The sequence below is a fragment of the Proteus sp. fly-1013 genome, from assembly GCF_040140245.1.
GTDB lineage: Bacteria > Pseudomonadota > Gammaproteobacteria > Enterobacterales > Enterobacteriaceae > Proteus > Proteus mirabilis_B.
This window is the reverse complement of sequence record NZ_JBEEWD010000012.1, coordinates 36386-57525: the sequence shown is the minus strand read 5'-3', so window position 1 is coordinate 57525 and position 21140 is coordinate 36386. Positions and strand designations below refer to the sequence as shown.

The window sequence follows — 21140 nt, the reverse complement described above, 5'->3', positions numbered from 1 at the left end:
ATATATTCATCCTATTTTTTTAAATTTTATTTTCTTTAATAACATTTTTATTTTTTCTCTTATAAATAAAATAGGCAAAAAATTTCTATATAAATATAGTTTTTCTTGATTTCTATTTATATCCTTATAAAGGTTCCAAGATTTTATAATTAATGACTTTGAGCCATTCCATTCTTTTTTAAGGAATAACTGATTGGCATTTATTCTTATAAGATCTGCTAGTGCAAAGTCTATATCTTTTTTATCTACATCTAAGTTAATTAATTTATATAAATATTTCTCGTATTCATTTATTTCTGAAAATAAAAACTCTTTATTAATATTTTTTCTGTTTTCAGACCAAGAACCTACAGAATTGATACGATAGACACATGTAATATCTGGTAAATATATAGCTCCCTTTCCTATGCTACCAAGTATTTGGCAGTAATAGTCACCAATGGAGGCTCTTGAAAAATTATCTTTAAATAAAATGAAAACTTCTCTTCTAAATATAATGGAAGCAGTGGGCATATATGCGCCACCTTGACGAATAACAGTGGAAATAGATGAAATAAAAATTTCATCGTTATAGTTTGCTGTAACCTCAATCTTTCCATTGGGTTGTAGTGTATAAGCTGAACTAAAACATAAATTAATGCTTTTTTCTATTTCTAAAATTTCAACTTGTTTTGTTATTTTATTTTCATCTATCCAAAAGTCATCACCTTCACATAGAGCAATATATTTACCTGTTGTAAATGAGAACGCATTAATTCCAGGCTGTATTCCTTGTGAATAAATATTTTTAGGTGGAATGATGTGTTTAATTATATTAGGATAGTTATCAGCATATTTTTTTATTATATTTGATGTTGAATCCGTAGAGCAATCATCATGTATAATAAATTCATATCTGTAAGATGTATTTTGGCAAAGTACACCAAGTATAGTATCTTCTATATATTTCTCTTGATTATACGTGCAACATATTACACTAACGATAACCTCTTTAGAGTCCCATCTATCGATTATTTCTTTTTCAGAGAGAGGTGTTATCAATTTATTTATTATCATTATTTTAAGCTTTTAATAACATTTATGATTCTATATAAGTCGTTATCACTTAATAAGTGATGAATTGGTAGGCAAATAACATTTTCAGATATTTTTTTTGCAATTGGTGTTTCTACTTTATATTGACTATAAATATTAAAGTCAGTAATTAATGGATAGAAATATCGACGGCTTATAATATTATTATCTTTTAATTTTAGATAAAGCTCATCTCTTTTTTTACTATATTTATTCTCATCGATTATTATAGGATAGTAAGAATAATTCCATCTTAAGTTTTCGGGTATAGTAGGTAGAGTAATGCCAGGCATATTACTTAAATGAGAGTGATAAAACTCAGAGACTTTTCGTCTTTTATCTATTGCTTCATCGATATAGTTTAATGTAGCTAAGCCAAATGCAGCTTGTACTTCATTGAGTTTTGCATTGAAGCCTAATTCGTCAATTGTTGTTTCATTTGTGTAACCAAAGTTTTTATATCTATCGAGTTTTTCTTTCATTTCTTTGGTGTGACAAATAATTGCTCCCCCTTCGATGGTAGAGTAAGTTTTAGTTGCGTGAAAACTTAAAATAGATAGATCACCTTTTTTTAATATTGATTGGTTATTCTCTTTAACACCAAAGGCATGAGCTGCATCATAAATAACAGGAATATTATACTTATCTGCAATTTTTTGTATTGCTTCATAATTACATGGTCGACCATAAACATGAACAGGTAAAATTGCACTTGTTTTATCTGTGATTGCAGCTTCTATTTTACTTGGATCAATATTATAGGTATCTGGTTCGATATCAACAAAGACAGGGGAGATATTACTGTGTAATAGAGAATGACTTGTTGCAACAAAACTATATGGTGTCGTTATCACCTCTCCTCGAAGTTCTAATACATTGATTGCAGCTATTAAAGCTAATGTTCCATTCGAGTATAAACTAATATAAGGGATATCTAGGTATTCACAAAGCGCATTTTCAAGGCATTGATGATAATATCCATTATTCGTTAGCCATTTTTTATCCCATATATCTTTTAAGTAAGGTTCTAAAGTTTCCAATGGTGGAAACAATGGACTTGTGACTGTTATTGTATTCATTAACTTATTCTCTGAAAGCTAAAGATATAGCTACCGCACTGGGAAAGTACCCAGAGTTCATGATGTGTATAGTTTTGTTATTATACACAATGTAAATATATTAGTCTTAAAGTGAGCTTTATGAAATGCAGTAATGCATTGCTTGGGGCAATATTATTAGGGAGTAGTATTAGATAGTCTATTGATTAAGTTATAAAAGTGTAATGAGCAATATAATTGGAAATGATAGCTATCTGATCATATTCTTCAGTAAGAAACTATTGAGTTAAAATGGGACTGAGAACTATATTTATAATTAACATGAAAATAAAACCACTAATCATAGGATTGAATGACTAGTGGTTTCTTATATAATTTATTAATAAAAATTAATAGGCATTAAGGCTATTTTCCAGCCCTCGGCAACCAAATCTCAACCCTCAACCCACCTAATGGGCTATCATCGGCTTTAACATGGCCTCTATGCTGGCTTACTGCCGTCTCGACAATAGCTAATCCCAAGCCAGTACCACCTGACTCGCGATCCCTTGCTTCATCTGTTCGGTAGAACGGTCGGAAGATATGCTCTCTATCTTCTGGGCTAACACCTGGACCGTCATCATCAACAATAATCGTAATACCTTGGTTTCGTTCAGTAAAGGCAACCTCAATGCGAGAATTTGAATAACGTAGAGCATTACGAACAATATTTTCAAATGCACTAGCAAGTGAATATGGGTTGCAGTAGATAGGCCATGCTCCCGGAGGTGTTGTCACTTGTAGCGTCTTATTACTCTGTTCAGCCTCAAATTTAGCGTTATCTAAAATATCATCCCACAGTTCGTTGGCTTTTACTGTTTCACGTAATAACTCGTTTTTATGTTGGTTGCGTGAAAGAACCAGTAAATCATTAATCATGCCATCAAGGCGTTGAGTCTCAGTTTCAATACGCTCTAGCTCTTTACTTTCTCCACTACGACGACGTAACAATGCGCTCGCTAATTGTAAGCGTGTTAATGGTGTTCGTAACTCGTGAGAAATATCAGAAATTAAGCGTTGTTGTGCTTCAACCATGCGTTCTAGTGCGCTTATCATCTGATTAAAACTTGTACCTGCGGCTAAAAATTCTTGCGGACCAGTCTCTAGTTCAGGGTGAGGGCGTAGGTTGCCTTTAGCAACATCATCTGCCGCATTTTTAAGCTGTCTTGCAGGTTTTGCTAAGCTCCAAGAAAGCCACACTAATAATGGTGTGCTGATAAGCATGGTGAATATGAGTAGCAATAACGGTTTATCAAATAATAAGTTGATAAAGTCAGATTGAGGGCTACTTGAAGGGCGCACGAGATAAAGTTGGTAATGGTCTTCACCATCCCTTACAGAAAATGGTCCTAACATCTCAGAACGACCATATTTTTTCTTTTTAGGGTGATCTGCGTTATCAGATTGACCAATAAAGTTTCTGACAACCTGCATCTCATTACGTTGAGCACCAATGATACGGCCTTCACTCGTAACAATAATTAAGCGCTGACCAGGTGGAGCCCATTTATCAATGGCACGAATTAATCGACGCCACCAAAGGAGATCGTTAGCGGGATCTTGAGCTAATTCAGCTTCGATATGTTGTTCTAGCATAACGCCTTGACGGTATTCACTCTCTAAAAGAGGGGTAAGCTGGCGCGAGTCCAGCTTTGGAACCATCATAACTAGCACAAGAACTAGTGCTAGCGTCAGCCAGAATATTGCGAAAATGCGCGCTGACAGACTATTTATCATAAAGAATATTTATCAAGTTATTGAAACCATCAGATAACCGCGGCCACGTAAAGTTTTAAACCAAGGTTGTCCATCTGTTCTTTCTGGTAATTTACGGCGTAAATTAGAAATATGCATATCAATCGCTCTATCAAACGGTGTTAAGCGCTTGCCAAGCACTTCTTGACTTAGATGTTCGCGTGATACGACTTGCCCTAAGTGCTGAGCAAGTAGATAAAGCAAAGTAAACTCAGTTCCCGTTAACTCTAGCGGTTCATTATCAAAACTTGCTTCTTGTCGACCAGGATTAAGTTGTAATTTATCGACCTGTAATGTTGGAGATGTATTGCTGTCAGTCTGTTTTTGTTCGCTCCAGTTAGAACGACGCAAAATAGCTCTGATACGAGCAACCAGCTCTCTATCATTAAAAGGTTTTGGTAAATAGTCATCAGCACCAAGCTCTAAGCCAAGTACTCGGTCAAGATCACTGCCTCTTGCCGTTAACATAATGACAGGGGTCTGGAAATTTTGGCGTAACTCTTTGAGTGTCTCAATCCCGTTTTTACGTGGCATCATAATATCCAGTAATAACAGGTCGATAGAAGCATCCAAAAGTTTAAGTGCTTGTTCGCCATCAGAGGCGATTACAACATTAAAGCCTTCCATTTCAAGCAGTTCTTTCAATAGCGATGTTAATTCGCGATCGTCATCCACTAATAAGATTTTATGCATTCGTCAATTCCTCCAAGAGAAAAATACGATAATAAATAGCGCGAATCTATGACTTTACGTTCTTTTACACGCTCTGACGCTAGTTTGCAGCCGCAACGGTATAGTAATCCACATAGCAAAGAATTACACATATTTAGGTAGCATTAATTAGGTCGGTATGAAATTACCAAATTAGGAGTGAAAGCAATGCGTAAAGTAGCAGTAGTTGCATTAGCATCAATGTTTTTGGCAGCTCCGACGGTAGTGTTAGCCGAAACCGCCAACACCAATCCGCCTACTGAGCAACGATATAATGGCAATTATCACTGTGATTATGGCTATGGTATGCATGGTGACCGTGATTATCGAGGTCATCGCGGACAACGCGGCCATATGATGAACAACGGTGGACATATGATGGATCGCGGTTATGCCGAATCACGTATGTTTAACGGTATCACATTAACTGAGCAACAACGTACTCAAATGCGCGATTTAATGCGCCAGCATCATCAAGACAGATATAACGGAAATTACCGTCAACGTCATGAGAATATGCACAAATTAGTGACAGCACCTCAATTTGATGAAGCTGCAGTAAGAGCACAGATGCAAGATATGGACAAACAAGCAATTGAACGCCATGTAGAAATGGCAAAAGTCCATAATCAGATGTATCAGTTGTTAACCCCAGAACAGAAAGCGCAGTTGGAAAAGAATTACCAACAGCAAATGTCAGATTTTGACACACGTAACTAATTAGTAAGTAGTTGAGTAAGAGTGTAGTAAAGATGTACCTAGTTAGAGAGTAAGTAGCAACAACGAAGTTTTTTCCTTGCCATAGACACCATCCCTGTCTTTTGCAGCCCCTCTGGAGAGGGGCTTTTTTTTATCCAAAAAACCTACAACAGCGCCTCTGGCGATTCAGGTAAAATCTGTCCGCCATCGACGATAATTGTCTGGCCTGTAATATATTTTGCTTCATTCGATGCAAAGAATGCGGCAGCGTAGCCGATATCTTCTGGCTCACCTAATGTGTGAGTTGGGATAGAAGCCTTCATCTGATTTAAATAGGCTTCGCCTTGGGCTTGCAAACCCTCAGTGAGAATATTTCCCGGCATCACAGCATTAATGGTAATACCATGACGTGCATATTCTAATGCTGCGCTGCGCATAAAGCCAAGTTGTCCTGCTTTACTTGCGCCGTAGTGGCTCCAACCTGGATAGCCTGTGATTGCTCCCGTAATGGAAGAGGTAATGATCACTCGACCTTGTTTTTGTTTCTCCATTACACGAAGTGCGGCTTTTACTAAAAAGAACATGCCTTTTAAGTTTACGGTATGCATTTTATCCCAGTCAGCTTCTGTCATTTCTTTAATCGTTGCTTGAGGGAAAATGCCAGTATTGGAACAAAGAATATCGAGTTTGCCATACTCTTTTACGACATCATCAATGACTTTTTCACAGGCAGATTGCTGAGTGACGTCAAGATGCATAAAACCTACATCTAATTCATCTTTTGTTTTATTACCTGCTACATCATCAATATCCGCAATAATCACTTTCGCACCACTGTTTTTTAGTGCGATAACGATACCTTTGCCAATACCCTTTGCGCCACCTGAAACTAAAGCGATTTTACCCGTTAAATCAAACATAAAACCTCCTATTAAGTGTAAGTTCTACTGTATCAGTCTAAGCTAAAAAGCGGAGAATGAACCAAAGAACTTTGCCATAAGTCACAAATGTACCTTAGATGATTTTTTTCTTTAAAAGGATGACTTATCAAAATAGGAAGATAAACGGCAGATAAAACATTGTTTAAGAGAAAAACTGAATATTTATCAAAATATGCCGATGCTATTTTTTAGCATAAATAGCGTTTTTTTGAGATGAATGCAAAAAGGCAGTAAAGTGTCTGTATAAAAAGTGTTAACTTATTAGTGAAACACATTTGAGATAGACTAGTATAATCTTTATACAGGCTATCTGATTAGTTTAATGCGCATCAAGTTTATGAAAAAAAATGTACGATAATGATGAACTGGTAAAAAATATGCGTACAATGGTATTGTTGAATCAATTCAGCATTTGCGATATCGGTATATAACACCAGACAAGCCGGTATTGAGATAAAAAAGTTATTCCAACAATTTTGCAATAATTACATCGAATAAGAATCAGAGGTAATCATGGTCAATGGGATCAAAAGAATTGGGGTTTTAACAAGTGGTGGTGATGCACCAGGTATGAATGCCGCGATCCGTGGTGTTGTTCGTGCCGCACTAAGTGAAGGTTTAGAGGTTTATGGGATTATGGATGGCTATATGGGGCTATACGAAAATCGCATGAAAAAACTCGACCGTTTTAGCGTGTCAGACATGATCAACCGTGGCGGTACATTCCTTGGCTCTGCTCGTTTCCCTGAATTCCGTGAAGACAATGTGCGTGCTGTTGCCATCGAAAACATGAAACAAAATGAGCTTGATGCCTTAGTCGTTATTGGTGGTGATGGTTCTTATCTAGGTGCAAAAAAATTAACGGAAGCAGGTTTTCCATGTATCGGCTTACCGGGCACAATTGATAATGACGTAGCGGGTACTGACTACACCATCGGTTATTTCACTGCATTAGAAACTGCTGTTGAAGCTATTGACCGTTTACGTGATACCTCAACTTCTCACAAACGTATCTCTATCGTAGAAGTGATGGGACGTTACTGTGGTGACTTAACACTGTCTGCGGCAATTGCTGGGGGCTGTGAATTTGTTGTTCTGCCTGAGTCCGAATTACCATTTAACCGTGATGAACTGCTGGCAGAAATCAAAGCAGGTATTGAACGTGGTAAACGTCATGCAATCGTCGCAATTACAGAACACGTTTGTGATGTGCATGAATTAGCACGTTTTATTGAAGCTGAAACTAAACATGAAACACGTGCAACGGTATTAGGCCATATCCAACGTGGTGGTTCTCCAGTTGCTTACGATCGTATTCTTGCTTCTCGTATGGGTGCTTACTCTGTACAACTGCTATTAGAAGGCTATGGCGGTCGTTGTGTCGGTATTCAAAACGAAAAACTGGTTCACCATGATATTATTGACGCGGTTATGAATATGAAACGTGTCTTTAAAGCTGACTGGTATGAAACAGCGAAAAAACTGTATTAATTAATAGATTTTTCGCAATACCCGAGCCTTTCTGAGTTCTATCCTTATTCGTGAACTGCTCTGATACATTCTGCTTGTGTCAGAGTAGCTTCTCGAGTGAAAACATTTCACTTAACGATCTCTATCCTCCTTTATTTCATCTTATTCCCCTTATATTGATAGTTATATTCCTGTTGTGTATATCCATCGGCTTTTTGTTATTTCATCGTTATAAAACTTTCTGTCAGCCTAGTTAAATACTTAACGATAGGGGATGGATAGATATGTTTAAACAATGGGGTTTATTATCGGCAGCTTTAGTGACATTACTTTTTTCTAATATTTTATGGGCTAAAGATATTCAACTATTAAATGTCTCTTACGATCCAACGAGAGAACTTTATCAGCAGTATAACCAAGCATTTAGTCAGTATTGGGAGCAAAAAACGGGAGATAAAGTCACTATCCGCCAATCACATGGTGGATCAGGAAAGCAGGCAACATCAGTTATCAATGGCATTGAGGCAGATGTTGTCACATTAGCCCTTGCCTATGATATAGATGCAATCGCGCAAAGAGGAAGTATCGATAAACAATGGATAACACGATTACCTGATAATTCAGCGCCTTATACTTCAACAATCGTTTTTCTGGTGAGAAAAGGAAATCCTAAGCAAATAGTTGATTGGGATTCATTAATTAAGCCGGGGGTTTCAATTATTACTCCTAATCCTAAAACTTCAGGAGGTGCAAGATGGAATTACCTTGCGGCGTGGGGCTATGGATTAAAAGCCAATCATCAAGATAGTGAAAAAGCTAGAGCCTTTGTTAAAGCACTTTATCAGCAAGTCGAAGTATTAGATTCAGGTGCGAGAGGAGCAACAAATACATTTGTTGAGCGAGGTATTGGTGATGTATTGATTGCATGGGAAAACGAAGCGTTATTAGCGATTAATGAATTAGGTGCAGATAAATTTGAGATAGTTACACCATCAATATCTATTCTTGCAGAGCCTACGGTGTCGGTAGTCGATAAGGTTGTTGATAAACGAGGAACGCGAGAAATTGCCACGGCGTACTTAGACTATCTTTACTCACCAGAAGGGCAAGAGATCGCAGCAAAAAACTATTATCGCCCTAGAGATAAAGTAATAGCAGAGAAATACCAAAACAGTTTTCCAAAACTAGAACTATTTACACTGAATGAAGTTTTTGGTGATTGGCAATCCGCACAGAAAATACATTTTGCGACAGGCGGTATCTTTGATGAAATTAGTCGTCGTTGATAATTAAAGGTGAGAGAAACAAAAAAATCACCTTCTGTTTTATATCCAGTAAGGTGATTTTCTCTATTTTTTATCGATTAACCGCATAGGTCAGAAAGATAAAAATTATTTTTTCGCTTTAGCTTGTGCTGCTGCTTTAACGATAACGGCAAATGCGTCAGCTTTCAGTGAAGCGCCACCAACTAATGCACCATCAATGTCTGGTTGACCAAACAGTTCCGCTGCATTTTTATCGTTAACAGAGCCACCGTATTGAATGATAACTCGTTCAGCGATAGCGGCATCTTTCTTCGCGATATGATCACGAATAAATTTATGAACAGCTTGAGCCTGTGCTGGAGTTGCTGATTTACCTGTACCGATAGCCCAGATTGGCTCATAAGCGATAACGGCATCTTTAAATGCTGCTGCGCCATGTGCATTTAATACAGCATCGATTTGGCGAGCACATACTTCTTGAGTTTTGCCAGCTTCGTTTTCTGCTTCAGTTTCACCAATACATAATACTGGTGTTAAACCTAACTCTTTTAATACGCCGAATTTTTGAGCGATAAACTCGTCAGATTCTTTATGATAAGTACGACGCTCAGAGTGACCAATGATAACGTATTTAACATCAACGTTTTTCAGCATTTCTGCTGAAGTTTCACCAGTGAAAGCACCTGATAAGTTAACACCTGTATCTTGAGCACCTAATGCAATACGGCTTCCACCAATTTCATGGCGTGCTTGGCATAGGTAAACTGCTGGTGGTGCGATAGCAACATCACAACCAGCAACACCGCTAACTTCTTTACGTAATGCAGCAATTAATTCATGAACCATATGAATGCTGCCGTTGAGTTTCCAGTTACCCATGACTAATGGATGGCGCATAACTTTTCCTCCAACCGAGTGGTTTAAATTTAGTTTGCTAATAAACACGAATTCTGTTGATGCACAACAGTATAGAGAACAATGAATAGAATAGCTTTGTTTTTTATCACGGAATAGCTGAAACGATCTTGCTGTTTAAAGAAAGCTTAATCGGTTCAATGGCGAAGGTTGTTAATTGGTCACCTTCATGGACAATAATATAGCGAATTGCACCCACATCATGGCTAATGTAATCAGAAGTTTGATTTTTAAATGCGAATAAATTAAGAGCCTCTTGAATTTGCTCTGAGGTTATTGATGAGTCAAATTGAGAAACCAAAGTAATAATGTATTGCGTTGTGATCTCACGATTTATCTTTTCTAGTTCAGGTGAATCAGGGGAGTGGATCAGCGTTAGTTGTAAACTTTTTATTTTTTCGCTACCGCGCTCTAGTATTGCAGATGAATAGAGATAAGGCGTGATGCGTGTTGCTGCTCTGACAAGAGGGATCGCAATATCGTGATTGGTGATAATTTTATATTCATTAAGCGATAACAACGGATTTTGTTGATTAAATTTGGCTCTTAGCTCCGGAATAGTTATCTCAAAAACAGGTGCATCTTGTTTAAGATAAGCAATGTCATCCTTTGTAGGCTGTTTTTGTGCGACAGACATCTCTGTTGCAAAAACAGAAGTTGGCAAACAAAGAGCAATGCTTATGATTATCAGGTATAACGTAGAAAGTGTGTTTGCTTTTATCATCTGTCCTCCGCTTGTCTGTGCTGTTATTGGCTAGTCTGTATTATTTGATACTAAATGGACAGTGTAATTCACAAATTAAGTAAATTATTGAGAATTTATGACCTTACAACATTGGGCATTTTCATTCAAAGGACGAATTGGGCGTCGTGACTTCTGGGCTGGTTTGGGTGCTTGCTTTGCGCTGTTTTTAGGCCTCTTTATTATTAACGATGTGATTTACCCATTACCTACCACTGTAATATGGATAGTATTCCTTTTTATTCTTTATCCGCTATGTGCAATTTTTACAAAAAGACTTCATGACAGAAATAAAAGAGGGATATGGCTTTTATTACTCCTACTTGCCGTGATGTTAGGGTTAGCCGATACCAGTAGTTTAGAACCATTTTGGCAATGGGCGATTGGACGCTTTCTTCCTTCTTTTATTGGGATGATCATGTTGCTTGATTGCGGTGTATTTGTCGGTAATGACGGCGAAAACTACTTTGGTAAACAAGCAGAACAAGTGAACTATCGTCGTTGGCGTTAATTCATATTATTAAAATCAAATGAATAAGGGTGAGATAAATAGACTCACCCTTATTTTTTGTATTATTACCAATATTGCTCACTGGTGATATGTCCGGGTTTGCGTCGTAAGTGCTTACGCATTTCCCGTTGTTCTTTTAATAATTGTTGAGTGTCTCTGACCATTTGAGGATTACCACACAACATAATATGGCTCTCTTCTGGGCTGATAGTTAAGCCAACCGTTTTTTCTAAAGCGCCACTTTCAATGAGTGCAGGGATACGTCCTGTTAATGAGCCAATATGATTTTCACGGCTGACAACGGTTTGAATGCGTAACTTACCTTGATAACGTTCAACGAGTTTTTCCATTAGAGGTAAATAGCTTAAGTCATTGGCGTATCGAACAGCATGAACAAGAACGATATTTTCAAATCGCTCAAGATCGTGTCCTAATTGCAAAATAGATAGAAAAGGGCCAATGGCTGTTCCCGTCGAAAGCATCCAAAGCGTATTTACTGTGGGAATCTCTTCTAATACAAAAAAGCCGCTGGCTTGTTCAGTTACCAGTACTTCATCACCGACTTCTAGTGCGCTTAATTTAGAACTTAATTTTCCATCAGGAACAGTTACTAGATAGAATTCTAAATTTGGATCATCTGGTGCATTTACATAAGAGTAGGCTCGTTGTACTCGCTCACCATCAATATCTAGCGCTAATTTTGCAAATTGCCCGGCTGTAAACTTATCAATAGGAGCATTGACGACGAGACTCATTAACGCATCAGTCCAGTGATGAACTTGAGTAACTTTTCCATTCACCCAATTAGCCATAGAGATTATCTCCTTTTGATAAACATGCTTATGTTGCTTATTTATTCTAAATAGGAAGCGGCTTTTTATTTATCAAGATGGTGTGGTGATGTGATTAATCTAAGATTTTGTCAATAAATGACACAATATGTACATTTATATTGACAACTATGGTGTATTTCTCTGACATTAATCTTTATACAAAAATTGCTGGCTATCTCGCAAATTTCTCCAAATTTGTTAACTTAGTCTCATTCTGAAAAGGTATGCATTTTACGGAGTTTATTTTTATAAATTCTCTGTGGTGTGCGCCTGTCCGTTAATTTATTTATCTGAAATTCTTGAGCAAAGAAAAGAAATGAGAAAGTTAGAACATGCAAATTTATTATTATTGATAATTGCACTGGTTGCTGTGGGTCAAATGACTCAAACTATTTATGTTCCTGTTATTGCTGATATGGCGGTTTACTTTGGTGAACCCACTGGGGCGGTACAGCAAGTAATGGGGGCTTATCTTTTTTCTTATGGTTTTTCACAGTTAATTTATGGACCTATTTCCGACAAAGTAGGGCGTCGTCCTGTTATTTTAGTCGGAATGACGATCTTTTGTTTATCAACGCTGGTGGCAATTTTCTCGCAAAATTTAACCACACTGGTTATTGCAAGTACCTTACAAGGGATGGGAACCGGTGTTGCAGGTGTCATGACACGTACTCAACCTCGTGATTTATATACAGGAACTGCATTACGTTACGCCAATAGCTTATTAAATATGGGTGTTTTAGTTAGCCCATTATTAGCGCCGATGATTGGTGGTGTTGTTGCTCACTTCTTTGGCTGGCATGCGTGTTATATCTTCTTATTATTATTGGGAAGCAGCGTTCTTTTTTGTATGTATCGTTGGATGCCAGAAACGCGCCCAGTACAAGTTGAAAAACGTAAAATGCTATCATCATTTTACTTACTGCTTTCAAATAGTACCTTCAGTGCATTCTTGATTATGCTGATTTGCGCATTATCCGGTATTGCTGTTTTTGAGGCATCAAGCGGTGTGTTAATGGGGGGAGTATTAGGCTTAAATAGTATTACTATCAGTATATTATTTATTTTACCGATCCCTGCGGCATTCTTTGGGGCTTGGTATGCTGGTCGTGAAGGTAAAACCTTTGTGCAACTGATGTGGCACTCTGTTTTTTGTTGTTTATCTGCGGGTATTTTAATGTGGATCCCTGGTTGGCTAAATATTATTAATATCTGGACATTACTGGTACCCGCGGCACTGTTTTTCTTTGGTGCAGGTATGTTATTCCCATTAGCAACAACAGGTGCGATGGAGCCATTCCCTTATTTAGCAGGCTCTGCGGGTGCATTGGTGGGTGGTTTACAAAATGTGGGCTCAGGCGTAGCAACATGGTTTTCAGCTTTATTACCACAGCATAACCAATTTAGCTTAGGTATGATTATGTTTGGTATGTCGGTGGCTATTGTACTTTGTTGGCTTCCTTTGGCTCATCGTTTTAGCCATGAAGAACATACTATTTAATCGACTGATACAGTATTAATTGACTGATACAGTAAGTTAAATAAAAAATGCCGAGATAAAAAATCTCGGCATTTTGGTTTTGTAGCCTAGGCTACTTCTCTCTCAAACTGTTTTACAGCAATTAACCACGATCTTCCCACTCTTGAGCGCGAGCAACAGCTTTTTTCCAGCCGTTATAACGATAGTTACGCTCAGTAGTTTCGATGCCAGGACGGAATTCTTTATCAATAGCAGCTTTGTTTTTAACTTCTTCTAAATCATTCCAGAAACCGATAGCAAGACCTGCAAGGAATGCAGCACCTAATGCGGTACTTTCACGGACAACAGGACGTTCTACACGAGTACCTAAAATATCGGATTGGAACTGCATTAAGAAGTTGTTAGCAACAGCACCACCATCAACACGCAGTGATTGTAAACGCGCACCTGAATCGGCTTGCATTGCATCGAGCACATCACGTGTTTGATAAGCGATAGATTCTAAAGTTGCACGAATAATGTGATTACGGTTAGCACCACGGGTTAAACCAAAAATAGCACCACGCGCATACGGGTCCCAATATGGCGCGCCTAAACCTGTAAATGCAGGAACAACATAGACACCATTAGTATCGTTAACTTTCGTTGCGAAGTATTCAGAGTCAGTGGCTTCATCAATCAGTTTTAGCTCATCACGTAGCCATTGAATAGAAGCTCCACCAACGAATACTGCACCTTCTAGAGCATAGTTCACTTCACCACGAGGACCGCAACAGATTGTTGTTAACAAACCATGATTAGAGCGAACCGCTTCTTTACCTGTATTCATCAGTAAGAAGCAACCTGTGCCATAGGTATTTTTCGCCATACCGCTTTGTACACAAAGTTGACCATAGAGCGCAGCTTGTTGGTCACCCGCCATACCCGCGATAGGAATACGTGTACCACCTTTACCACCAATGTTTGTTTGACCATAAACTTCGGAAGATGGCACCACTTTTGGTAGCATATTGCGAGGAATATCCAGCAGATCGAGGATTTTTTGATCCCAATCTAAAGAGTGGATATTAAATAACATGGTACGTGAGGCATTAGTAAAGTCAGTAACGTGAACGCGACCTTGTGTCATTTTCCAAACTAACCAAGTATCAACAGTACCGAATAATAACTCACCTTTTTCTGCTTTTTCACGAGCACCTTCGACGTTGTCGAGGATCCATTTTAATTTTGTACCAGAGAAATAAGGGTCAACCATCAAACCGGTATTTTGACGAATATATTCTTCAACACCTTCTTTATCTTTTAAGCGAGTACAGAAATCCGCAGTACGACGACATTGCCATACAATCGCGTTATAAACAGGTTTACCGGTTTCTTTATCCCATACAATAGTCGTTTCACGTTGGTTTGTGATACCAATACCTGCAACGTGGTCAGATGGAATATCTGCTTTTGCTAATACTTCAACTAAGGTTGCACTTTGTGTTGCCCAAATTTCCATTGGATCGTGTTCAACCCAGCCTGGCTTAGGATAAATTTGGGTGAATTCACGTTGTGAAATACTGACGATGTTTGCATCGTGGTCAATGACTACGGCGCGTGAACTGGTTGTGCCCTGATCCAGCGCAACAATGTATTTTTTCTCGGTATTCGATGTATTTGTTTCTGTTGTCATGTTAGTAACCTGTTCTGATAATCAACAATATTGCTCTTAATTTTATTTATCGTCTTCGATTTTGCAGGTATCGCAAGGTAAGTGACGGCCAATTAATTTACGGTAAGCCAATGCACCTAAGATACCACCGATAAATGGAGCAATCATTGGAACTAAGAAATAAGGGATATCACGTCCACCAGTCAGCGCAATATCACCCCAGCCAGCAAAGTACGCAACCAGTTTTGGACCAAAGTCACGAGCTGGGTTTAAGGCGAATCCGGTTAATGGACCAAATGCACCACCGATTACGGCAATTAAGATACCAATTAATAACGGAGCTAATGGGCCTTTAGGTACACCGTTACCATCATCAGTTAAGGCTAAAATTAAGCCAACAAGGATAACGGCAATGATAACTTCGACAACAAAGGCATGTGCAACGGAAATTTGAGCTGCGGGATAAGTAGAGAATACACCGGCAGTGAAGAGACTTTCTTGTGAGCCTCTGACAATGCCATTAACTTGTTCGTAGTCGAGAAAAACACTGTAGTACATAAAGTACACAATGGCTGCGGCAAAGAAGCCACCTAACATTTGTGCAATAATATAAGGAACAACTTTTCTGCGTTCGAAGCAAGCAAATAGCCAAAACGCAACGGTAACAGCAGGGTTCAGGTGTGCACCAGAAGTGCCGGCGGTAAGATAAACGGCTAAGGCAACACCCAGCCCCCAGATAATACTTATCTCCCACAGTCCTAGCTCTGCTCCTGCAATACGTACTGCAGCAACACAACCAAGGCCGAAGAAGACTAGCAACGCAGTTCCGATAAATTCAGAAATGCATTGACCCATAAGAGAGGTTTTCGTCTGGCTCATATATTCTATCCTGAAAGAGGGTTATTTATTGTTAGTATTCTTTTCGAATTGAAAAGATAACTGTGAATTTATCGTTAATGAGCGTAAACGAGAATAAGCGAAATTGAAATTTGTGTGTCTCATCAAGAAAATGAGTGAAAACGCTCTTAATTAGTGACTTGATCGACATTTGTAATGTGATCTGACCAGTGTTTTTGATAAATTGAAAAAAGAATGTAATTCCTCGGAAGATGCTAGACAGTTGTTGATAGGCTACTTACAATCGGAAGTATCGATTATATGGGGGATTACAGTATGTCATTTGAAGTTTTCGAGAAGTTAGAATCAAAAGTACAACAAGCAATTGATACCATCACGTTATTACAGATGGAAATCGAAGAGCTAAAAGAAAAAAATGATGCGCTGAACCAAGAAGTTCAAGAAGCGAAAGGATCGCGCGAAGCTCTTGTTCGTGAAAACGAAGAGCTGAAACAAGAGCAATCAAGCTGGCAAGAGCGTTTACGCGCACTGTTAGGCAAAATGGAAGACGTGCAATAATTGTCTTTGTTTGCTTAAAGCCTAAGAAAACAAAAGCCACCGTTAGGTGGCTTTTGAGTATTTGAAATCGTAAGAATGCAGATAAAAAGTAACAATTACTCTTCAATTAAATCTTCATCTAAGCCTAATGGCTCTTCAGATAAGATGATCCCTGTGTTATCAGCATAAAGATAATCACCAGAGAAGAAGGTAACGCCTCCGAAGTTAACACGGATATCACTTTCACCAATGCCTTCACTTGGGCAACCCGCAGGGATAGCTGCCATCGCTTGAATACCTAAATCAAGCTCTGATAATGCATCAACTTGACGTACCGCACCGTAAACGACAATGCCTTCCCATTCATTAGAAACAGCGAGTCGCGCTAGTTCAGCATCAACTAAGGCTTTACGTACAGAGCCACCGCCATCGACCAAAAGAATACGGCCTTTGCCATTTTCTTCGAGTAAGTCATAAAGCAGGCCATTATCCTCAAAACATTTAACGGTGATGATTTGCCCGTTAAAGGCACTTTGACCACCAAAGTTTGAGAAAAGCGGTTCTACGACATTGATATCTTCTTGATAGATATCACAGAGTTCAGAAGTATCATATTTCATAGGAGATTACGTCAGGTTGCCACAGGAAAGTCCAGTATATCCCTTAACAGGGGCGGTTGGCAAAAGACTCACTGAAAATTCAGTGAGTCAAATCAACAATCGAGTGAAATTATTCTAAAACTAAACCTAAAGAGAAAAGAACGTTAGTTAATAGTGCTGCTTTTACCATGTGCTCAAGTAGGGGACGCATCGCCTCACCTGAGTGATCGGCATTCACACGCTTGATATGCAGTAAAAGCATAGGGATAGCGAGTAAAAATAACCACGCTGTCCAGCGATGCATATAAAGTAGGGTAAAGATAATTAAGCAAGCTATAGAGAGAAAAATAACACAAGTATGGTAAGTACGTGAGCCAGCAGGACCTAAGCGAACAGCTAATGTATTTTTACCCGCCTGAATATCACTTTCTAAATCGCGCATGTTATTAATATTTAGAACAGCGACAGAAAGTAAACCACAGGCTGTGGCAGGAAGTAGGGTAACAATATCAAAGGTATTGGATTGTAAGTAATAAGTTCCGATGACACTTAACCAGCCAAAGAAAATTAAAACAGAAATATCACCTAATCCCATATAACCATAAGGACGCTTACCCACGGTATAAGTAATTGCGGCAACAATAGCGAGTAAACCCATCACTAAGAAGCCAATAGCGTCTTCAGGCTTTTTACAGGCGACAATAATCAGTGCAATACCACAGATACAGGAAATAATAACATTTAGGATCAGCGCTTTTTTCATTTGAGCTGCGGTTATCATACCTTTCTGCATTCCACGAAGTGGCCCTAAACGCTCTTCAGTATCCGTTCCTTTTACGGCATCACCATAGTCATTGGCAAGGTTTGATAGGATCTGTAACGTTCCCGCCGTCAATATAGCAAGCAGTGCAATAGGTAGCTCAAAATGACCCATCCAATACGCTAATGCGGAACCCGTTACAATGGCAATTAACCCCAAAGGGAGTGTTTTGGGTCGTAAACTTTCAAGCCAGGCTTGAGTCCGGCTAGTGGAATTTAGAGAGCTCATGCTGAAATTCGATACTCATGTTCGTTGTTATTATAAAAATAAGAATGGGAGGCAAGCCTCCCACGTAAATATTGCTGATAAGGATCGCACAAGTTGATTATAAAATAAATCGACTCAGATCTTCATCTGCTACAAGCTCATCCAGATGCTGTTTCACATATTCTGCATCAATCAATACTGATTGACCTTGACGTTCACTTGCATCATAGGAAATTTCTTCCATCAAACGCTCTAAAACAGTATGTAAACGACGAGCACCGATATTTTCAGTGGTTTCGTTTACGCGCCATGCTGATTCAGCAATTTTGCGAATACCGTCTTCAGTAAAGCTAATAGACACACCTTCGGTTGCCATTAATGCTTCATACTGTTTTGTTAACGATGCATTAGGTTCAGTTAGAATACGCTCAAAATCTTCTGCTGTCAGCGCTTGAAGTTCAACGCGAATTGGCAGACGTCCTTGTAATTCAGGAATTAAATCAGAAGGACTTGAAACTTGGAAAGCACCTGATGCAATAAACAGAATATGGTCTGTTTTTACCATACCGTGTTTTGTTGAAACTGTACAACCTTCAACCAGTGGTAAGAGGTCACGTTGTACACCTTCACGAGAAACGTCAGGGCCGGAACTTTGTCCACCACGTTTACAGATTTTATCTACTTCATCAATAAAGACGATACCGTGTTGTTCTACCGCATCAATAGCTTGCTGTTTAAGCTCTTCAGGGTTAACTAATTTAGCCGCTTCTTCTTCAACAATAAGCTTAAACGCATCTTTGATTTTCATCTTGCGCGCTTTTTGTTTTTGCCCCGCTAAATTTTGGAACATAGATTGTAATTGGTTCGTCATCTCTTCCATTCCTGGAGGAGCCATGATTTCAACACCCATTGGTGTTGCAGATAACTCAATTTCAATCTCTTTATCGTCTAATTGGCCTTCACGTAATTTTTTACGGAAAGATTGACGTGCGGCAGAAGGTTCTGATGCTTGCTCTGCTACACCCCAGTTATTTTTTGCTGGTGGGATCAGTACATCAAGGATACGCTCTTCAGCCATTTCTTCAGCGCGGAAGCGATTTTTATCGATAGCTTGGCTACGTACCATTTTAACCGCAGAGTCGGTTAAATCACGGATAATAGAATCAACTTCTTTACCCACATAACCCACTTCGGTGAATTTAGTTGCTTCAACTTTGATGAAAGGTGCATTCGCCAATTTTGCTAAACGGCGTGCAATTTCAGTTTTACCTACACCTGTAGGTCCAATCATCAGAATATTTTTAGGTGTTACTTCATGGCGCAGCGCTTCATCAAGCTGCATACGACGCCAGCGGTTACGTAGGGCAATCGCCACAGCACGTTTCGCTTTATCTTGACCAATAATAAATCTATCAAGTTCGCTGGCAATCTCGCGAGGAGTCATTTCAGACATGCTCTCTAATCCTTACTCTTTTGAAGAGAGTTCTTCAAAGTTGACATTATGGTTAGTGTAAATACAGATATCTCCAGCGATGCTAAGTGCTTTTTCAGCAATTTCTCGTGCAGAGAGTTCAGTATTTTCTAGCATAGCTCTAGCCGCTGCTTGTGCATAAGGGCCACCAGAGCCGATAGCAATTAAATCGTTTTCTGGTTGAACCACATCACCATTACCCGTGATGATAAGAGATGTATTTTCATCTGCAACAGCAAGCAACGCTTCTAATTTGCGTAGCATTCTGTCCGTGCGCCAATCTTTAGCAAGTTCTACCGCAGCTTTCGTTAAATGCCCTTGGTGAAGTTCTAATTTGCGCTCAAACAGTTCAAAAAGAGTAAAAGCATCAGCAGTGCCGCCAGCAAATCCCGCAATGACTTTGTCGTTATAAAGACGGCGTACTTTGCGAACATTGCCTTTCATGACGGTATTACCCATCGTCGCCTGTCCATCACCACCGATTACAACTTGGCCCTTACGGCGAACACTTACGATTGTAGTCATGAGTCAGCCCCTGGTTTAATCAATAAAAAAGTGAGACGGGTAGTGCTTTTATTTAAGATAAAGCACTGCCCGTTGTGTGAATTAGAATTATAGGTGGGGGAGAAAATTTATTTTTCAACCCCCAGAAGAGCGAAGAATACAACCTGATACGCCAGCTCCAGCTGCTTGTCTACTCACAGAGTTGGCTTGTTCTTTATTGTAAGGGCCTGATAAAACGCGGATCCAACCATCATTGCCTTTCGTTACTCGGCTTTCAACACCAGAAAAAGCCAGAGTTGCTCTTACTGATTCAGCTTGTTCGGTATTTTTAAATGAGCCACATTGTACTAAAAAGTTTGCTTCAGTAACGGCAGGTTTAGGTGGTGTAACTATCGCAGGTGCAGGCGCTTGCGGTTGTTGAGTTTGCACTGGCTGTTGTGCAACAGAAGGCGTTGTTATTGCAGGTGGTGTTACAACCACTTGTGAGCGAGGTACTTCACCATTGTAAGGCACCTCTGGCAGTTGAACGGCAGGTTGGCGTTTATCCGCTTCAATTTGTTGTAAAAAACGCAACTGCTCAGGCGAAAGTGTTGCTTTCGGATTAATCTGGCTACCCGATGAAGGATATTCAGGCTGTAAAGGCGTACCTACCTGACGATTTTCCAATTCTTTAATATATTGCCAACGCTCTTGAGGTTTTGGCGGTAGGCTATTCGCTGGATGTTGTCCAGTGACAGTTGGCGTTGTTTCTACGGCTTCTTTTTTATTATGTGTAATAAAATAGAGGCCGCCGACAAACAGCGCCACAATAGCGATTGCCGCGATAAGCGTCGTTAAAGGCAGCCCTTTAGCAGCCTTTTTGCTTTTACTTTTCGTTGTCTTTTTACGACGAGCAGATGTCTGCCCTCGTCCCACATAGTCTCGTTGTGCCACAGTTCGATTCGCTGATAATTAAAGGAATAGGTATCACAAACGATATGTTACTTAACATAGTGTG

21 protein-coding genes are annotated in these 21140 nt (G+C 39.1%); 6 read left to right on the top strand and 15 right to left on the bottom strand.

Features of this window, described 5'->3' with window-relative positions:
- Positions 1–6 precede the first annotated feature (6 nt).
- From ABN236_RS18215 to cpxR, 4 genes are all read right to left on the bottom strand, one after another.
- Positions 7–1056 carry a glycosyltransferase gene (locus tag ABN236_RS18215; protein ID WP_349474609.1) on the bottom strand — a complete coding sequence of 350 codons (1050 nt, stop codon included), beginning with the start codon at positions 1054–1056 and terminating at the stop codon, positions 7–9.
- On the bottom strand, positions 1056–2153 hold the full coding sequence (locus tag ABN236_RS18210) for a DegT/DnrJ/EryC1/StrS family aminotransferase (RefSeq protein WP_349474608.1): 1098 nt from the start codon (positions 2151–2153) through the stop codon (positions 1056–1058). The genes ABN236_RS18215 and ABN236_RS18210 overlap by 1 nt, the downstream gene beginning before the upstream one ends.
- Before the next feature lie 384 nt (positions 2154–2537).
- On the bottom strand, positions 2538–3908 hold the full coding sequence (gene cpxA / locus ABN236_RS18205; RefSeq protein ID WP_349474607.1) for an envelope stress sensor histidine kinase CpxA: 1371 nt from the start codon (positions 3906–3908) through the stop codon (positions 2538–2540).
- A gap of 12 nt (positions 3909–3920) precedes the next feature.
- The gene (cpxR, locus tag ABN236_RS18200) at positions 3921–4619 is read right to left on the bottom strand and encodes an envelope stress response regulator transcription factor CpxR (RefSeq protein WP_023583423.1); all 699 of its coding nucleotides are present in this window, start codon (positions 4617–4619) and stop codon (positions 3921–3923) included.
- Between the two features lie 186 nt (positions 4620–4805).
- Between cpxR and cpxP the strand changes: the two genes are divergently transcribed.
- The gene (gene cpxP, locus ABN236_RS18195) at positions 4806–5357 is read left to right on the top strand and encodes a cell-envelope stress modulator CpxP (protein WP_349474606.1); all 552 of its coding nucleotides are present in this window, start codon (positions 4806–4808) and stop codon (positions 5355–5357) included.
- A gap of 143 nt (positions 5358–5500) precedes the next feature.
- Here cpxP and fabG read toward each other — a convergent pair whose 3' ends face one another.
- Positions 5501–6256, bottom strand: a complete 756-nt coding sequence (gene fabG / locus ABN236_RS18190; protein ID WP_166539327.1) for a 3-oxoacyl-ACP reductase FabG — start codon at positions 6254–6256, stop codon at positions 5501–5503.
- Positions 6257–6790: 534 nt separating this feature from the next.
- Here fabG and pfkA point away from each other — a divergent pair.
- Together pfkA and ABN236_RS18180 are read left to right on the top strand one after the other, a co-directional pair.
- Complete coding sequence (pfkA, locus tag ABN236_RS18185) at positions 6791–7768, top strand: 6-phosphofructokinase (RefSeq protein WP_075673000.1); 978 nt, start codon at positions 6791–6793, stop codon at positions 7766–7768.
- 263 nt (positions 7769–8031) lie between these two features.
- Complete coding sequence (locus tag ABN236_RS18180) at positions 8032–9033, top strand: sulfate ABC transporter substrate-binding protein (RefSeq protein ID WP_349474605.1); 1002 nt, start codon at positions 8032–8034, stop codon at positions 9031–9033.
- Positions 9034–9138: 105 nt separating this feature from the next.
- Here ABN236_RS18180 and tpiA read toward each other — a convergent pair whose 3' ends face one another.
- Positions 9139–9909: a triose-phosphate isomerase gene (gene tpiA / locus ABN236_RS18175; RefSeq protein WP_349474604.1), complete on the bottom strand. Its 771-nt coding sequence runs from the start codon at positions 9907–9909 to the stop codon at positions 9139–9141.
- A gap of 106 nt (positions 9910–10015) precedes the next feature.
- Complete coding sequence (locus ABN236_RS18170; RefSeq protein ID WP_349474603.1) at positions 10016–10651, bottom strand: DUF1454 family protein; 636 nt, start codon at positions 10649–10651, stop codon at positions 10016–10018.
- A gap of 97 nt (positions 10652–10748) precedes the next feature.
- On the opposite strand from ABN236_RS18170, the gene ABN236_RS18165 reads away from it, so the two are divergent.
- Positions 10749–11180 (top strand): DUF805 domain-containing protein, encoded by a 432-nt coding sequence (locus ABN236_RS18165; RefSeq protein ID WP_194951579.1) that lies wholly within the window; start codon positions 10749–10751, stop codon positions 11178–11180.
- Between the two features lie 65 nt (positions 11181–11245).
- Here ABN236_RS18165 and fpr read toward each other — a convergent pair whose 3' ends face one another.
- Positions 11246–11992, bottom strand: coding sequence for a ferredoxin--NADP(+) reductase (gene fpr, locus ABN236_RS18160; protein WP_349474602.1), 747 nt, complete (start codon positions 11990–11992; stop codon positions 11246–11248).
- Positions 11993–12329: 337 nt separating this feature from the next.
- On the opposite strand from fpr, the gene emrD reads away from it, so the two are divergent.
- Positions 12330–13514 carry a multidrug efflux MFS transporter EmrD gene (gene emrD / locus ABN236_RS18155; protein ID WP_318621016.1) on the top strand — a complete coding sequence of 395 codons (1185 nt, stop codon included), beginning with the start codon at positions 12330–12332 and terminating at the stop codon, positions 13512–13514.
- A gap of 121 nt (positions 13515–13635) precedes the next feature.
- Here the strand turns inward: emrD and glpK are convergent, their stop codons facing one another.
- Together glpK and ABN236_RS18145 are read right to left on the bottom strand one after the other, a co-directional pair.
- The gene (glpK, locus tag ABN236_RS18150) at positions 13636–15168 is read right to left on the bottom strand and encodes a glycerol kinase GlpK (RefSeq protein ID WP_088494086.1); all 1533 of its coding nucleotides are present in this window, start codon (positions 15166–15168) and stop codon (positions 13636–13638) included.
- 42 nt (positions 15169–15210) lie between these two features.
- The gene (locus tag ABN236_RS18145; protein WP_088494085.1) at positions 15211–16026 is read right to left on the bottom strand and encodes an MIP/aquaporin family protein; all 816 of its coding nucleotides are present in this window, start codon (positions 16024–16026) and stop codon (positions 15211–15213) included.
- Positions 16027–16320: 294 nt separating this feature from the next.
- Here ABN236_RS18145 and zapB point away from each other — a divergent pair, with 294 nt between their 5' ends.
- Positions 16321–16563 (top strand): cell division protein ZapB, encoded by a 243-nt coding sequence (gene zapB / locus ABN236_RS18140; protein WP_036933299.1) that lies wholly within the window; start codon positions 16321–16323, stop codon positions 16561–16563.
- A 95-nt stretch (positions 16564–16658) separates the two neighbouring features.
- On the opposite strand, the gene rraA is transcribed toward zapB, so the two are convergent.
- The 5 genes from rraA to ftsN all read right to left on the bottom strand — a co-directional run bounded on the left by rraA (position 16659) and on the right by ftsN (position 21076).
- The gene (gene rraA, locus ABN236_RS18135) at positions 16659–17162 is read right to left on the bottom strand and encodes a ribonuclease E activity regulator RraA (RefSeq protein ID WP_088494084.1); all 504 of its coding nucleotides are present in this window, start codon (positions 17160–17162) and stop codon (positions 16659–16661) included.
- 109 nt (positions 17163–17271) lie between these two features.
- On the bottom strand, positions 17272–18189 hold the full coding sequence (locus ABN236_RS18130; protein WP_318621020.1) for a 1,4-dihydroxy-2-naphthoate polyprenyltransferase: 918 nt from the start codon (positions 18187–18189) through the stop codon (positions 17272–17274).
- A gap of 97 nt (positions 18190–18286) precedes the next feature.
- Positions 18287–19621, bottom strand: coding sequence for an ATP-dependent protease ATPase subunit HslU (gene hslU / locus ABN236_RS18125; RefSeq protein ID WP_075672990.1), 1335 nt, complete (start codon positions 19619–19621; stop codon positions 18287–18289).
- A gap of 12 nt (positions 19622–19633) precedes the next feature.
- A complete protein-coding gene (gene hslV, locus ABN236_RS18120) occupies positions 19634–20164 on the bottom strand; it encodes an ATP-dependent protease subunit HslV (protein ID WP_006534149.1) in 531 nt (176 codons plus the stop codon).
- A gap of 114 nt (positions 20165–20278) precedes the next feature.
- Complete coding sequence (gene ftsN / locus ABN236_RS18115; RefSeq protein WP_194951583.1) at positions 20279–21076, bottom strand: cell division protein FtsN; 798 nt, start codon at positions 21074–21076, stop codon at positions 20279–20281.
- Between the last annotated feature and the right edge of the window lie 64 nt (positions 21077–21140).